Source organism: Saccharopolyspora hattusasensis (genome assembly GCF_050972075.1).
GTDB lineage: Bacteria > Actinomycetota > Actinomycetes > Mycobacteriales > Pseudonocardiaceae > Saccharopolyspora > Saccharopolyspora hattusasensis.
The window spans coordinates 3,479,879-3,493,834 of sequence record NZ_JBPCDC010000001.1; the positions used below are offsets into that span (position 1 = coordinate 3,479,879).

Genomic DNA, 13,956 nt, shown 5'->3' on the forward strand with positions numbered 1-13,956 from the left:
TGGGAAGTTGTCACCGATGATCTGCGCTGCGTGATCTTCGCTGGTAGATCGGCATGCGGGAAATGTCACCAATGCCACGAAGTGGTTCACATCCGCCCCGCTCGGTGCCCTAGGTTGCCTGGCATGCCCGCCCTCTCGAAGCCCGCGAACCGCCCCTGGGAGCGCCGCCCCCGACCCGCGCGCCCGCCCGGCCCGCCCGGCCCGCCGACCCGAGCCGGTTGGCGCCCGAAGTAGCGCCGCGCCGAGTTCACTGCTCCGGCTGGTGGCGGTAGAGCTCGGCGTACCGCTGCGCCCGCTGGGCGCGAACGGCGGCCCTCGCCTGCTCGCGCACCTCCTTGCCCGTACCCAACGGGTAGCCGTGCTTGACGAGCCGGTACTCGCTGGTGTGCTCCAGGTACGACATCGAGTACCAGACCGCCAGGATCACCCCGCCCAGAACAGACATCGCCCGGATCCAGAACGGCCCCGGCAGCAGCAGGAAGAGCAGCCCCGGGGAAATCTGGACCAGGCTGCGCGCGAGGTGCCGCAGCACCCAGGTGCGGCAGGTGATGTCGTGCAGCACCCATTCGCGGCAGCGCTCCGGCAACCGCCCGCCGAAGGCGTACCAGATCCACTGCACCGGGTTGGGCCGGATTCGTCGGTCAGCGACCACGTCCCCTCCTTCGCCGAAGGCGTCCGAGAACACCGATATACTAATCATTAGTACGCTAATGATTAGCGTGACCGTCGGCACCCGGCCGGAAGGAACTCCCGCGATGAACCAGATCGACCTCGGCGAGGACCCGCTCGCCCTCGATCGCCAGGTGTGCTTCGCGCTCTCCGTCGCCTCGCGCAACGTCATCTCCGTCTACCGGCCGCTGCTGACGCCGCTCAACCTGACGCACCCGCAGTACCTCGTGATGCTCGCTCTCTGGGAGCAGTCTCCGCGATCGGCGAAGGACCTCTGCGGCATTCTCCAGGCCGATCCGGCCACCTTGTCGCCGCTGCTCAAGCGCCTCGAATCGATCGGCTACCTCGAACGGCGCCGCAGCACCGAGGACGAGCGGCTGCTCGCCGTCGGGCTGACGGACAAGGGCCGGGAGCTGCGCGCCGTGGCCGAGAAGATCCCGTACCGCGTCGTCGAACTCCTCGACATGCAGGTCTCCGAACTGGAGCAACTGAACGAGACGCTGACCAAGGTGATCGCGGCGACCCGCCGAGTCCTCGACGCCGAATAGCACGCCACCGGTGGGCGAACCGCGCCGGAGGCTCCACTGGGCGGCCGAGATCAAGCGGACGTACGACGATCCCGAGTCGCGGGCCGTCGGCACCGAGTCCGTCACCACCTCCGTCACCAGCGGCGGGGACGGCAACGACACCGGCAACGACACCGGCAACGACGACGTGCTCAAGGAGAACCCGCACGTGAAGTTCTACGCCAACCGGCGGGTCTACGTGCGCACCAAGTTCAGCGGGACCGGACTGCGCGCCGACTACCGGGTGCTGCCGTACGTGTCCAAGAAGGACGCTCCGGCGGAGACGGCGAAGTCGTTCGTCGTCGAAGACCGCAACACGGTGCTCAACCCGGCCGGAGGCGCCGCCGGCCGGACGTCCTGCGGGTTCTCGTTGCCGCGCCGCGCATTCCGCCCGCGGCACCGGTCTCCGGTGCGGGGGCACCCGGTTCCTCGGAGCCGGGTGCCCCTGTCAGCCGGTCGGGATACGATAACCGGCCGAAGCCGGTCAGCGGGGATGGCACACTTGGCCGGTGCGCGGACTGTGGGTGGGGCTGGTCGGGCTCGGAGCGGCCGTGGGGCTGCCATCCGGTTGGTCGTGGGTGCGCAGCGCCGGGCGCATCAAGGCCGTTCGCGACGTGCGTGCAACCGAGTTCGCGCTCGTGCTCGGCGCGGGGGTGCGCTGGGACGGCCTGCCGAGCCGGATCCTGCAGGGCCGGTTGGACGTGGCACGCGCGTTGTTCGAGGCGGGCAAGGTCCGGCGGATCATCGTCAGCGGCAGCCCGGAATCCCGCGGGCACAGCGAGCCCGCCGTGATGCGGCATTACTTGGTGTCCCACGGGATTCCCGCGTCCTCGGTGGTCCTGGACGAGTCCGGTGTGGACACTTGGTCCTCGTGCCGGCGTGCCTCCGAGGACTTCGGGCTGCGCAAGATCACCGTCGTGACCACGCGGTTCCACCTCCGCCGCGCCGTGGCGCTGTGCCGGCGCGCAGGCATCGACGCCCACGGCGTCGGCCACGACGCGGCTGCCGACGGCCTGCGCCGGGTCTCCGCCCGCGGTGCCCGGCGCGAGTTCCTCGCCACCACCAAGGCCTTCTGGTGGCGCCGTTGATCACCTCTTCGGCGACTACACCACGAAGAAGATCTGGACGCTGCGCTTCGACGCGTAGGGGAATCTAGTGCGGACACCGGAAAGCCCGCCGTTCGGCAGCGACATCGGCGCCGGAAAACTTGCGAAGTACCTGCAACTCGGCGCGCACGGCAAGTTCGGCCCGCCGACCACCGAAGAACTGTCCACACCGGACGGTGCCGGCCGGTACAACCACTTCGTCGGGTGACCGCCGGCTTCCCTGCATCGACCTACTGGAGCCCGGAAACCGGATCGCACGACGTGTACGGGCGGATCCGCGAACGCTGATCCACGCTCGTGGGAACGTTCGTACCTGGGCTACCCGAAGACCGGCGAGTTCGCGGTCCCGGGCGGTCGCCGCAACGACTTCCAGTACGGCTACATCCAGTGGTCCGCCGCGAACGGCACGACGACGGACGGGGAGTAGTAAACCCGATCACCACCCGCACCAGAATCGGGCAACACCCGGCACCGAGTTGTCGGGTCCGCAATTTCAATGGAAATCGGATCTCTGATTTCCATTGAAATTGCGGAAAGATCTACACCATCGGGCTACTGGACGACGATGGTGCCGACCGGGAGGCCCGGGTTGGCGGGCATGTCCAGAGGCGACGGCTTGGCGCCCGCGGCGAGGACGTGGGCGCCGAGCGCCGCGATCATCGCGCCGTTGTCGGTGCACAGGCGGGGGCGCGGCACGCGGAGCGTGATGCCCGCTTCCGCGCAGCGCTGGGCCGCCAGCTCCGACAGGCGGGAGTTCGCCGCGACACCGCCGGAGATCACCAGCGTGTCCACGTCCAGATCCCGCGCCGCGCGCACCGCCTTCGCCGTCAGCACATCGGCCACGGCCTCCTGGAACGACGCGCACACGTCCGCCACCGGAATCTCCCGGCCCGCGCGCTGCTCGGTCTCGACCCAGCGCGCGACCGCCGTCTTCAGCCCCGAGAAGGAGAAGTCGTACCTGGAGTCGCGGGGCCCGGTGAGCCCGCGCGGGAACGCGACGGCCTTCGGGTTGCCCAGCTTCGCCTGCTTGTCGATGGGCGGGCCGCCCGGGTACGGCAGGTCGAGGATGCGGGCCACCTTGTCGTAGGCCTCACCGGCGGCGTCGTCGATCGTGGAGCCGATCTCGGTGATCTGCTCCCCGATGCCCTCCACCAGCAGCAGCTGCGTGTGCCCGCCGGAGACGAGCAGCGCCAGGCAGCGCTCCGGCAGCGGCCCGTGTTCGAGGGTGTCGACCGCGACGTGTCCGCCGAGGTGGTTGACGCCGAACAGCGGCACGCCCAGCGCGGCCGAGTAGGCCTTGGCCGCCGCGACGCCGACCATCAGCGCCCCGGCCAGGCCCGGCCCCGCGGTGACCGCAATGGCGTCCACATCGGACAGTTCGAGGCCGGATTCGTCCAGCGCACGGCGCATCGTCGGGGCCATCGCCGCCAGGTGCGCGCGGCTGGCGATCTCCGGCACGACGCCGCCGAAGCGGGCGTGCTCGTCGACGCTGGATGCCACCGCGTCGGCCAGCAGCTCGACCGTGCCGTCGGCGGCCAGCCGGACCAGGCCAACGCCGGTCTCGTCGCACGAGCTCTCGATGCCGAGCACCACTCGGTCCGCAGTCATGACGCGCCCTCCGCAGTGACCGTATCCGCACTTTCCGCCGGGGATGCGGGACGTCGCATGGTGTGCGCATCCGCCCCGGACGGCTGGTAGTAGCGCTTGCGCAGCCCGACGATCTCGAAGCCGTGCTTCCGGTACATCCCGATCGCGGCTTCGTTGTCGGTGCGCACTTCCAGGAACGTCGTCGCCCGCTGCTCGTCGGCCCTGGCCAGCAGCGCGCGCAGCAGCGCCTTGCCCACGCCGCTGCCCTGGTGCGCCGGGTCGACGCCGATGCTGTGCACCTCGGCTTCGGCGTGCGGCGCGCGGCCGACGACGGCGAGCCCGGCGTATCCGATCAGGTGCTCGTCGACGTAGGCGCCGACGTAGAAGTGGCCCTGGTCGAGCTCCGCGGCGAACGCGGCCCACGACCACGGGTCGTCACCGGGGAAGAGCACCTGCTCCAGCTCCGCGCAGCGCTTCAGGTCGCTGCGGCGCAGCTTCAGCACCCGCAGCGCGGTCGTCGCGCGGTCGGTCACTTCCCACCCCTAGTCAGCACGGATTTCCGCTTGCCCGGCGCTTCGGCGTCCGGCCGCCGCAGGTAGAGCGGCACCAGCGGGGCAGGCTCGGACTGCAGCACCGCACGCGCCGCCGCGACCAGCCCCACCGGAGTGGGGTAGCGCGGCCCGACGACCTCGATGCCCAGCGCCTCGGCCATTTCCCCCGCGGCCACGCCGAAATCTCCGGTCGGGACCGCTGCCGGGCGCTGCACGTGCGGGCCGTCGATCCGGGTCCGCGCGGCGTCGTAGGCGGCCCAGTAGACCTCCTTGCGGCGCGCATCGGTGGCGACCAGCAGGGGGCCTTCGGCGGCGGCCTGCGCGGCGATCGCGTCGAGGCTGCACACGGGGTGCACGGGGCGGCCGCAGGCCTGGCCGAGCGCCGCTGCGGTGGCCATGCCGACGCGGAGGCCGGTGAACGGGCCGGGGCCGGCGCCGACGACGATCGCATCGGCATCGGCGAGTTCGCGCCCAGCCTCGGTCATGACGTCCACCAGCTGCGGCATGAGGAGTTCGCCGTGCGCACGCGGGTTGACCGTGACGCGCTCGGCGAGGACGCGCGGCGAACCGTCGTCCAAGGCGACCAGCCCGGCCGTGACCGCGGGGGTCGAGGTGTCCAGCGCAATGACGAGCACGATTACTCAGCGTACGTCAGCCCTGGTCACCGGGGTTACATGGGGACCACGCCCCCTCTCGCGTGCCCCGGCCAGGACAGCGGCCGGTCCCAGACTGCGATACCGCGTTTCCGCAGGTCCGGGGCGTGAACCTTTCGGGTCGCCATAGAGACGTCTGGCGAGCACAGCGGCGGCGTGGTGCGGCATCCATGACTCGTGGGTCCCGCAGTCCAGACGACGTCCGGGTTCCGCTTCCGCACCGCCACGCAGGACGAGCTTGGAAACAGCCTCTACCGCTGCCCAAAAGACTCACGGCCACCGCGACCAGCTCCCACGACAGCTGCACCAGTCCGGCTCGCGCCGCATCGCGCACCTCCTGCACCACCCACCCCAGCACCATCTCGTCGCGCCCGACGAGCTCCACCGCCGCATGTGCGACGTCCGCGCCGCGCAGCTTTCCCTGCTGGCCACGGCGATCAGCGCGTCCACCACGGCGGCGCGGTCCGCCGCTTCTCAGGCGCTGAGCACTAGCCGCCCTGACGGGTGAGCAAATTCCCTTGCAGCGCGGTCATTTCCACGTCCGGGCCGACGATCTGCTTGCCGCGCAGCCAGGTTTCGCGCACCACGCCGGACAGCGGGCGCCCGTGGTACGGCGAGACCGGGTTGCGGTGGTACAGCTTGGCGACGTCGACGACGAACGCGTCGTCCGGCGCGAACACGCAGAAGTCCGCGTCGTTGCCGACCGCGATGGAGCCCTTGCGCTGCAGCCCGGCGAGGTCGGCGGGCTTGCGGGACATCCACTGCACGACGTCCGCGAGGCCGTGGCCGCGCACCCGCGCCTGCGTCCACACCGCCGAAAGGCCCAGTTGGAGGCTGGAAACCCCGCCCCAGGCCACGCCGAAGTCACCGATGTCGAAGCGCTTGAGCTCCGGGGTGCACGGCGAGTGGTCGCTGACCACGCAGTCGATGATCCCGTCGGCCAGGCCCCGCCACAGCAGTTCGCGGTTGCGGGCCTCGCGGATCGGCGGGCAGCACTTGAACTGGGTGGCGCCGTCGGGGACCTCCTCGGCGCTGAAGCTCAGGTAGTGCGGGCAGGTCTCGACGGTGACCCGGACGCCGTCGGCGCGCGCGGAGGCGATCATCGGCAAAGCATCCGAAGACGACAGGTGCAGGATGTGCACCCGCGCCCCGATGCGCCGCGCCAGCTCGATGACCTGCGCGATCGCCACGTTCTCGGCGCCGCGCGGCCGGGAGTTCAGGAAGTCGCCGTAGGTCTCGCCGTGCGCCGTCGGGGCGTGCTCGATGGCGTCGGAGTCCTCGGCATGCACGATCATCAGCGCGTCGTAGCGGGCCAGTTCGCGCAGCGCCTCGTCCAGCTCGGTCGGGTTCAGCGGCGGGAACTCGTCGACCCCGGAGTGCAGCAGGAAGCACTTGAAGCCGAACACGCCGGCCTCGTGCAGCCCGCGCAGCTCGGCGAGGTTGCCGTGCACCGCGCCGCCCCAGAAACCGACGTCGACGTGCGCCTTCTCGCGCGCCGTCTTGCGCTTGACCTCCAGCGCGCCGGTGTCGATCGTCGGCGGCAGGCTGTTCAGCGGCATGTCGAGGATGGTCGTGACGCCGCCGGCCGCCGCAGCGCGGGTCGCGGTGTCGAAGCCCTCCCACTCCGTGCGGCCCGGGTCGTTGACGTGCACGTGGCTGTCGACCAACCCCGGCAGCAGGACCTCGTCCTCGGCGAGCTCGAGGGTGCGGGCGGCGTCGAGCTGGGCGCCCAGCGGCTCGACGGCGGCGATGCGGCCGTCGCGGACGCCGACGCTGCCGGACGTCTCCCCGTTCGGGCCGATGAGCCGTCGCGCGCGGAACACGACGTCGAACGCCCCGGTGGTTGGTTCGGGCAACGCGGTTACCTCCTCATCACAGGTATTCAACAAAGTGTTGAACCTAGGTGCGGATCGGGTCAAGGGCCAGTGCTCTCGACTTCCGTTCCCAGCCCGAGCCGGTGACCCGTGCGCGCTTCCGCGGCTACGGCACCCGAAAACGCGCGCAGCCCTCGGTTCGCGATTTCGCCGGCGCCCATCGGGACGCACACGCCGACCCCCGGCCTGGGCCACGGCGCACAGGCGCTCGCCGCGTGGACTATCGGGTCAGTTTTTCGAGCACCTACAGGCGGTCTTGGGCGAGGCGTTCGCCGAGGTCGACCAGGAGGGTGGCCGCTTCGCGGATGCAACGCTGCGGGTCGGATTCGATGTCGGTGAGGGCGTAGGCCGCTTCGATGCCCGCTTCGCGCAGGCGTTCCGGGGTGAGCTGGCAGTGGCCCGCGATGGCGACCACGGGGACTCCCGCTTCGAAGGCGCGGGCGGCGACTCCGGCCGGGCCCTTGCCGTGCAGGGTCTGCTCGTCGATGGCGCCCTCGCCGATGATTACCAGGCGGGCTCCGTCCAGCTGACGGTCGAAGTCGATCAGCTCCAGGATCACGTCGACGCCGGGCCGCATCCGCGCGCCCAGCACCGCGAGCGCCCCGTAGCCGACGCCACCGGCCGCCCCGGCGCCCGGCTGCTCGGCGACATCGCGACCGCCGGCGGCCAGCACCGCGCGCGCCCAGCGCCCCAGCGCCTCGTCCAGGAAGCGGACCTGGTCCGGGTCCGCACCCTTCTGCGGCCCGTACACGTGCGCCGCACCGCGCTCGCCGAGCAGCGGATTGTCCACATCGGACGCGAGGACGAAGTTCGTTTCGGCCAGCCGGGGATCCAGGCCGGACAGGTCCACCGCGGCCACTCGGGAAAGTGGTCCACCGCCTGGGGGCAACGGGTTATCCGCAGCGTCCAAGACCCGCGCCCCCAGGACGGTGAGCATTCCGGCGCCGCCGTCGGTGCACGCACTACCACCGACGCCCAGCACCACGTTCCGCGCGCCCGCGTCGAGCGCCGCCAGGATGGCCTCGCCGGTCCCCTCGCTGGAGGCCGCCAGCGGGGCGAGCTCGTCCGGGTCGAGCAGCGCCAGCCCGGATGCCGATGCCAGCTCCACCACGGCGGTGTCGCCGTCGATCGCGATCTCGGTGTCCACCGGCTCGCCGACCGGGCCCGCGACCCGCACCGGCACCGACACGTAGCCGCTGGCCAGCGCCGCTTGCACGGTACCGTCCCCGCCGTCGGCCACCGGCGCCAACCGCACCTGCACGTCGGGGCGGACCCTGCGCAGACCGGCGGCCACCGCCTCGGCTACTTCCGGCGCGGTCAGCGAGCCCTTGAACTTGTCCGGCGCGATGAGGACGGGACCAGGCACAACCAACTCCGATCGATAGGGCGGCATCCTCCGCCGAGACGCCCGGCACGTGCTCGGCGGAGGACACCAAGGGGCCATTCGGGTATTCCACCCGAGGACCCCGTCCATGGGGAATGCGGGGCGCGCTCGCCGTCCACGCCACCGCGCGTTCACGGCGAGCGCACCTCGCGCAGGGCTGCCCTGAAGCCCCGCCCGGGGGTTACTGACAGTTCCGGATCCTGTGTCAATGTGTGACAGAGCGTGGTGTAGTGTGTTGCTTTGCTGACCGAGCGAAAGCCAAGCCCGGTCAGCGGTTTTCCTGCGGCGGCAGGTGAAACACGTCAGGTACCGCGAGTTGCGTGGGAACCGGCCGCAAGGCCAAACGCACGTGGAGACCGTGTCAGACCAGCGTTCGTGCTGGCAGTGGTCGAGGAAGCGTGAAGGCCACCAGTCTTCCTGATGGTCAACGCAGGTGGCGCAAGTCATCTGCTCACGGAACGTTTTGACACGTTTCGTGAACGGTGCGGGAGTGAGTGTGTGACAGGACCGACCGCCGCGGTTCCCGTACGCGTCGGTCGGCCTCCGCACCCCAAGAAGCGGTTACGCGTTGGGAACGGGTTCGGGTTCGATCATGGCGTCGATGCGGATGCCGCGGGCCGTGTTGGCCTCCCGCTCGATCATCACCTCGACCAGGACCGGGCGGCTGGTGGCGACAGCCTCCTTGCGGGCCCACTCGATGGTCTCGGCGATGTCGCCGGGCTCGAACACCCGGCGGCCCGAGCAGCCGTAGGCCTCCATGATCTTGACGTTGTCGGTGCCGTACTCGTCGTAGTGTGTCCACCTCGGTCTTCATCCCGGACGCGTCGCCCTCGGCCTGGCGGATCAGGCCCAGGTACTCGTTGTTCAGCATGATGATCACGAACGGCAGGTCGTACTGGGCGGCCACCGCCAGCTCCTCGACCAGGAACTGGAAGGAGTAGTCGCCGACGACCGCGACGACCTCCGCGTCCGGCTCGGCCGATTTCACGCCGATCGCGGCCGGGATCTCCCAGCCGAGCGGGCCGGCCTGGCCGCACACCTGGTAGTGCCGCGGGCGGTGCGCGGTCTGGAACTGCCCGCCCCAGATCTGGTAGAGCCCGATCGCGGTGACGAAGTACGCCTCCGGCGGGAAGATCTCGTTGATCTCCCGGTACACCCGCGGCGCCTTGATCGGCACGGTGTCGTAGTCGTCGGGCCTGGTCAGCGTCTGCTTGAGGACGCCGACCCGCTCGACCCACGCCGAGTAGTCCTTGATCGCCCCGTGCTTGCGGGCGGCTTCCAGCAGGGCGTCCAGGAACAGCCGGGTGTCGGAGACGATGCCCAGGTCGGGGCCGAAGACCCTGCCGATCTGGGTCGGTTCGATGTCGACGTGGATGAACTTGCGCTCACCGCGATAGACGTCCAGCGCGCCGGTGTGCCGGTCACCGAAGCGGGCGCCCAACGCCAGCACCAGGTCGGACTCCAGGAACGACTGGTTGCCGTAGCGCTGGCTGGTCTGGACGCCGGTCATGCCGGCGAACAGCTCGTGGTCCTCGGGGAAGGAACCCTTGCCCATCAACGTGATCTGCACCGGGACGCCCAGCAGTTCCGCCAGATCCCGCACCTGCTCGTAGGCCTCGCCGAGGATCACGCCGCCACCGGCCAGGATCAGTGGCCGCTCGGCCTCCAGCAGCATGTCCAGCGCGCGCTCCACCTGCGGCTGGTGCGGCTCGACACGCGGGATCAGCAGCGGGGCGTCCAGCTCGGGATCCCACTCGATCTCCTGCTTCTGCACGTCCAGCGGCAGGTCGATCAGCACCGGGCCGGGGCGGCCGGAGCGCGCGATGCGGAACGCCTCGCGGAAGATCCACGACGCCTGCGCGGCCTCCTTGACCTGCACCGCCCACTTCGTGACCGGCTTGGCGATGTCGACGATGTCGACCGCTTGGAACGCCTCCTGGTGCAGCTTGGTGGACACCGCCTGGCCGGTGATGCACAGGATCGGGATGGAGTCGGCCTGCGCGGTGTAGAGGCCGGTGATCATGTTCGTTCCCGCCGGACCCGAGGTGCCGATGGCCACTCCGACGTTGCCGTTGGTACGGGCCCAACCGTCGGCCATGTGGGTCGCGCCCTCTTCGTGGCACACGATCAGGTGCTTGATGCCGCTGTCCTCCATCGCCGAGTACAGCGGGAGGATGGCCGCACCGGGGCAACCGAAGGTGATGTCGACACCCTCGGACTTGAGCACGTCGACGACGGCCTGCATGACAGGAACTTTGGGCATGGTGTAAGACTTCCTCTCGGGTGCGGCGCCTTCAGAGTCTGTTGGTGAATGGTCTGGGTGGGTGGTCGCTTAGCGGAACCTGAGAGAGGTTCCCTGGACTGCGGGTGCCCCTCCTGATGTATGTCCAATACACGGCGGAGGGGGCGTCCTCGCCAGAAAACCTCTCAGAACCCGCCGATGGTCGTCTTGGCAAGGTGAAGCAAGCGGCTACGCCGCTTCCAAAGGCGCGGACGGCATTCGCCGACAGGCTCTCAGTGCACCTGGTTGGGAACGGGTCGGCGGTTCTGGTTGCTTGGCGGCGCTGGACCGCAGACCCGTGATCGTCTTGCTGCTTTGAGGTCGCCCGGTCGGGCGAGTGCTGGCGCGATCTTCCGCAATTTCAATGGAAATCAGAGGTCCGATTTCCATTGAAATTGCACACCCACGGGGTGGGTGGCGGTGTCGCGCGGGGCCGTGGCCGCAGGAGACGAGGAACTCCCCGCGCGACACCGCGGTCTCAGTCGCGACCGTTGAGCCGCGTGATCTGCTTGAGCAGCCCGGAGTGGTCGAGCTTCCCATCGCCCTGCGCGACCGCGGCGGCGACGAGCTGGCTGACCAGCGAACCGAGCGGGATCGACAGGCCCGCGTCGCGCGCGGCGGCCTGCACGATACCCATGTCCTTGTGGTGCAATTCGAGCCGGAAGCCCGGCGCGAACTCGCGGTTGCGCATCTTCGCGCCCTTGGCGTCGAGCACGGTGCTGCCGGCGAGTCCGCCGCCGAGCACCTTCAGGCCCGCCTCGGTGTCGACGCCGTGCGCCTCCAGGAACACCAGGGCCTCGGCTACCAGCCCGATGTTGCCCGCGACGATCAGCTGGTTGGCCGCCTTGACTGTCTGCCCGGCCCCGGCGGGTCCAACGTGGACGATCGTGGTGCCGACGGCGCCCAGCACCGCTTCGGCTGCCGCGAACGCGTCGGCCTCGCCGCCGGCCATGATCGACAGCGTGCCGTCGATCGCCTTCGGCTCACCGCCGCTGACCGGCGCGTCGATCGCCCGCACACCCTTCTCGGCGGCAGCCTCGGCGACGCGGCGCGAGACGTCGGGGCGGATCGTGCTGCAGTCGATGAGCAGCGCGCCTCGCTTGGCGTTGGCCAGCACCCCGTCGTCGCCCAGCACGACGTTCTCGACGTCCGGCGAGTCCGGCAGCATGGTGAAGATGATCTCGGCGTCGCGGACGGCCTCGGCCACGCTGCCCGCCGCCTTGCCACCGTCGGCGACCAGCTGGTCGACCTTGGCCTGGCTGCGGTTGTAGCCGGTGACCTCGTGGCCGGCCTTGACCAGGTTGGCCGCCATCGGGCCGCCCATGATGCCCAGCCCGATGAATCCGACCTTGCTCATGGTTGTGGTACCTCCGTGGCAAAAGAGTGCGCGGGTCGCGTTGCTCAGCGGTGCGGGTAGCGGAACCTGAGAAGCCTTCTCGACTCCGGGATCCCCGACTCATGTATGACCAATACGCCACGCTGGGGCTGTCCTCGCGAGAAGCCTTCTCAGAACCCGCGGCGGTGCAGGTTGCGAGGGTGGTGGAAAGCGGCTTCGCCGCTTACCTGACGGTCGCGATCATGCCCTAAACCGTGCGACTTCTGAATGCGATCTTTATGGTTGTTTCAGCGGTCAGCGCTTGATCCAGCCGAAGCTGTCGGCGCTGGCCCCGCTCGGCTTGTACTCCAGTCCGATGTGGCCGGTGTAGCCCGCCGAGTCGAGCTTGTCGAAGTAGTGCTCGAAGTCGATCTCGCCGGTGCCCGGCTCGTTGCGGCCCGGCGCGTCGGCGATCTGCACGTGCCCGATGCTCCGGGCGTGCCGGTCGATCACCGCGTCGGGGTCGTCGCCGTTGACCGTCAGGTGGTACAGGTCGAACAGCAACCGCAGGTTGTCCACGCCGCCCTGGTTGTGCCCGCGGTCGATCACCGCGAGCGCGTCGGCGGCGGTCTTCAGCGGGTACGCGGGCGTACCACTGACCGGCTCGATGAGCACCGTACCGCCGATCCGGGCAGTGCCCTTCGCGGCGCGGACCAGACTCTCGGCGGCCACGTCGTCCTGCGCCTGCGCGTCGACACCGTCGATCCGGTTGCCGTACAGCGCGTTGAACGCACGGCAGCCCAGCCGCTCGCCGATGCCCACGGCGATGTCGACGTTGTCGGCGAACTCGCCGGCCCGGTCCGGATTCGACAGCACGCCGCGCTCCCCCGCGGGCATGTCACCGGCGAAGAAGTTCAGGCCCACCAGCGACACCCCGGCGTCGGAGATCGCTTGTACGAACCGGTCCACCTCGCGGTCGGTGGGCACCGCGACCGCGAACGGCCACCAGAACTCCACCTTGTCGAATCCGGCGGCCTTCGCCGCGGCGGGACGGTCCAGCACGTCCAGTTCGTTGAACAGGATCGAGAGGTTGACGTCGTAGCGGTTCGGATTCATCGGCACCCCCTCGGGTGGAAATTTCGTTATGCGGAAAGATTATTCTGTATAACGGTAGTTTAGCGAGAAGACCGCCGACGGTCAACGCCCCACCCCCGGCTACCCACCGGTCACCGGTGGCGGGCCCGACCAGCGCAGAAGCACCCGGTCCCGGTCCTCCGGCGGCGAGACCGCCTCGGCCGATACGGTTCAACCGGGAGGTCACGCCAATGATCTTGCGAGCCGAGTTCACCACCGAGCCCTTCGAGGGAGAAGGCGAGCCGCCGGCGCACGCCGTGGCCGCCCGCGACTGCCTCCGCGCCGCCGGGCTGGAGCCCGAATTCGGCCCGCTGGGCACCTCGATCAGCGGCGAGCGCGAGGCGCTGCTGCCCGCGCTGGTCGCCGTGCTGGACACCGTGCTGGACACCGGAGCGAATCGGATCACCCTGCAGGTGACCGTCGGCGATACCGACGAGGACCAGGTTTAGGCTGGTCAACGTGCATCCGCTCGCCAACGCGATCGCCCCGCTGCTGGAGCACGTCGGCGGTACCGCCGTGCCTGCCGCCGAGCGCGAGCCCGGCGACATCGTCCTGTACTGGGACGGCGCCCCGGCGGTCGCCGTCCGACTGCCCGGCGAAGAGCTGACCAGCGCCCTCGACCGGATCATCCGGGCCGTCGAGGGCGAACTCGGCGGACGCCTGCCGGACCTGCCGCGCGCGGACAAGCAGCGCGCCGTCCGGCTACTCGAAGAGCGCGGCGCCTTCTCCATGCGCAAGTCCGTCGAGACGGTGGCCAAGGCGCTCGGCGTCAGCCGCTTTACTGTCTACAACTACCTCAACCGCGAGCAGGCCGACCGGACCTGACCCCGGCGGAC

17 protein-coding genes and 2 pseudogenes are annotated in these 13,956 nt (G+C 69.9%); 10 read left to right on the forward strand and 9 right to left on the reverse strand.

Going from position 1 to position 13,956, the window contains the following annotated elements:
* Positions 1-247 precede the first annotated feature (247 nt).
* Complete coding sequence (locus ACRXBZ_RS15990; RefSeq protein WP_168585443.1) at positions 248-652, reverse strand: DUF5313 family protein; 405 nt, start codon at positions 650-652, stop codon at positions 248-250.
* Positions 653-755: 103 nt separating this feature from the next.
* On the opposite strand from ACRXBZ_RS15990, the gene ACRXBZ_RS15995 reads away from it, so the two are divergent.
* From ACRXBZ_RS15995 to ACRXBZ_RS16020, 6 genes and pseudogenes are all read left to right on the forward strand, one after another.
* Positions 756-1,217 carry a MarR family winged helix-turn-helix transcriptional regulator gene (locus ACRXBZ_RS15995; protein WP_433879802.1) on the forward strand — a complete coding sequence of 154 codons (462 nt, stop codon included), beginning with the start codon at positions 756-758 and terminating at the stop codon, positions 1,215-1,217.
* A 10-nt stretch (positions 1,218-1,227) separates the two neighbouring features.
* Positions 1,228-1,464, forward strand: a pseudogene (locus ACRXBZ_RS16000) (alkaline phosphatase D family protein); the annotation flags it as partial.
* Positions 1,465-1,786: 322 nt separating this feature from the next.
* The gene (locus tag ACRXBZ_RS16005; RefSeq protein WP_246868890.1) at positions 1,787-2,323 is read left to right on the forward strand and encodes a SanA/YdcF family protein; all 537 of its coding nucleotides are present in this window, start codon (positions 1,787-1,789) and stop codon (positions 2,321-2,323) included.
* 67 nt (positions 2,324-2,390) lie between these two features.
* Entirely contained in the window at positions 2,391-2,549 is a 159-nt protein-coding gene (locus ACRXBZ_RS16010) for a hypothetical protein (protein ID WP_433879803.1), read from the forward strand.
* On the forward strand, positions 2,546-2,629 hold the full coding sequence (locus ACRXBZ_RS16015; RefSeq protein ID WP_433883892.1) for a hypothetical protein: 84 nt from the start codon (positions 2,546-2,548) through the stop codon (positions 2,627-2,629). The genes ACRXBZ_RS16010 and ACRXBZ_RS16015 overlap by 4 nt, the downstream gene beginning before the upstream one ends.
* Before the next feature lie 25 nt (positions 2,630-2,654).
* Positions 2,655-2,768, forward strand: coding sequence for a hypothetical protein (locus tag ACRXBZ_RS16020; RefSeq protein ID WP_433883893.1), 114 nt, complete (start codon positions 2,655-2,657; stop codon positions 2,766-2,768).
* Positions 2,769-2,893: 125 nt separating this feature from the next.
* Here ACRXBZ_RS16020 and tsaD read toward each other — a convergent pair whose 3' ends face one another.
* Genes tsaD through tsaB form a run of 3 tightly spaced genes read right to left on the reverse strand, consistent with a single transcriptional unit; the run spans position 2,894 to position 5,114 of the window.
* Positions 2,894-3,949 carry a tRNA (adenosine(37)-N6)-threonylcarbamoyltransferase complex transferase subunit TsaD gene (gene tsaD / locus ACRXBZ_RS16025; protein ID WP_433879804.1) on the reverse strand — a complete coding sequence of 352 codons (1,056 nt, stop codon included), beginning with the start codon at positions 3,947-3,949 and terminating at the stop codon, positions 2,894-2,896.
* Positions 3,946-4,437, reverse strand: a complete 492-nt coding sequence (rimI, locus tag ACRXBZ_RS16030) for a ribosomal protein S18-alanine N-acetyltransferase (RefSeq protein ID WP_433883894.1) — start codon at positions 4,435-4,437, stop codon at positions 3,946-3,948. The genes tsaD and rimI overlap by 4 nt, the downstream gene beginning before the upstream one ends.
* A 20-nt stretch (positions 4,438-4,457) precedes the next feature.
* Positions 4,458-5,114, reverse strand: a complete 657-nt coding sequence (gene tsaB, locus ACRXBZ_RS16035; protein WP_433879805.1) for a tRNA (adenosine(37)-N6)-threonylcarbamoyltransferase complex dimerization subunit type 1 TsaB — start codon at positions 5,112-5,114, stop codon at positions 4,458-4,460.
* A 256-nt stretch (positions 5,115-5,370) separates the two neighbouring features.
* On the opposite strand from tsaB, the gene ACRXBZ_RS16040 reads away from it, so the two are divergent.
* The gene (locus tag ACRXBZ_RS16040) at positions 5,371-5,640 is read left to right on the forward strand and encodes a hypothetical protein (RefSeq protein ID WP_433879806.1); all 270 of its coding nucleotides are present in this window, start codon (positions 5,371-5,373) and stop codon (positions 5,638-5,640) included.
* Here the strand turns inward: ACRXBZ_RS16040 and allB are convergent.
* From allB to ACRXBZ_RS16060, 4 genes and pseudogenes are all read right to left on the reverse strand, one after another.
* Positions 5,621-6,988 carry an allantoinase AllB gene (gene allB / locus ACRXBZ_RS16045; RefSeq protein WP_433879807.1) on the reverse strand — a complete coding sequence of 456 codons (1,368 nt, stop codon included), beginning with the start codon at positions 6,986-6,988 and terminating at the stop codon, positions 5,621-5,623. The genes ACRXBZ_RS16040 and allB overlap by 20 nt on opposite strands.
* 262 nt (positions 6,989-7,250) lie before the next feature.
* A complete protein-coding gene (locus ACRXBZ_RS16050) occupies positions 7,251-8,399 on the reverse strand; it encodes a glycerate kinase (RefSeq protein WP_433879808.1) in 1,149 nt (382 codons plus the stop codon).
* Between the two features lie 552 nt (positions 8,400-8,951).
* Positions 8,952-10,635, reverse strand: a pseudogene (gcl, locus tag ACRXBZ_RS16055) (glyoxylate carboligase).
* A gap of 514 nt (positions 10,636-11,149) precedes the next feature.
* On the reverse strand, positions 11,150-12,028 hold the full coding sequence (locus ACRXBZ_RS16060; protein WP_433879809.1) for a 2-hydroxy-3-oxopropionate reductase: 879 nt from the start codon (positions 12,026-12,028) through the stop codon (positions 11,150-11,152).
* 101 nt (positions 12,029-12,129) lie between these two features.
* Between ACRXBZ_RS16060 and ACRXBZ_RS16065 the strand changes: the two genes are divergently transcribed.
* Positions 12,130-12,258 (forward strand): hypothetical protein, encoded by a 129-nt coding sequence (locus ACRXBZ_RS16065; protein WP_433879810.1) that lies wholly within the window; start codon positions 12,130-12,132, stop codon positions 12,256-12,258.
* Positions 12,259-12,301: 43 nt separating this feature from the next.
* On the opposite strand, the gene ACRXBZ_RS16070 is transcribed toward ACRXBZ_RS16065, so the two are convergent.
* Complete coding sequence (locus tag ACRXBZ_RS16070; protein ID WP_433879811.1) at positions 12,302-13,102, reverse strand: hydroxypyruvate isomerase family protein; 801 nt, start codon at positions 13,100-13,102, stop codon at positions 12,302-12,304.
* A 209-nt stretch (positions 13,103-13,311) separates the two neighbouring features.
* Here ACRXBZ_RS16070 and ACRXBZ_RS16075 point away from each other — a divergent pair, with 209 nt between their 5' ends.
* Complete coding sequence (locus ACRXBZ_RS16075) at positions 13,312-13,569, forward strand: thiamine-binding protein (RefSeq protein ID WP_433879812.1); 258 nt, start codon at positions 13,312-13,314, stop codon at positions 13,567-13,569.
* 10 nt (positions 13,570-13,579) lie between these two features.
* Entirely contained in the window at positions 13,580-13,945 is a 366-nt protein-coding gene (locus ACRXBZ_RS16080) for a helix-turn-helix domain-containing protein (protein ID WP_433879813.1), read from the forward strand.
* The last annotated feature ends 11 nt before the right edge of the window (positions 13,946-13,956 follow it).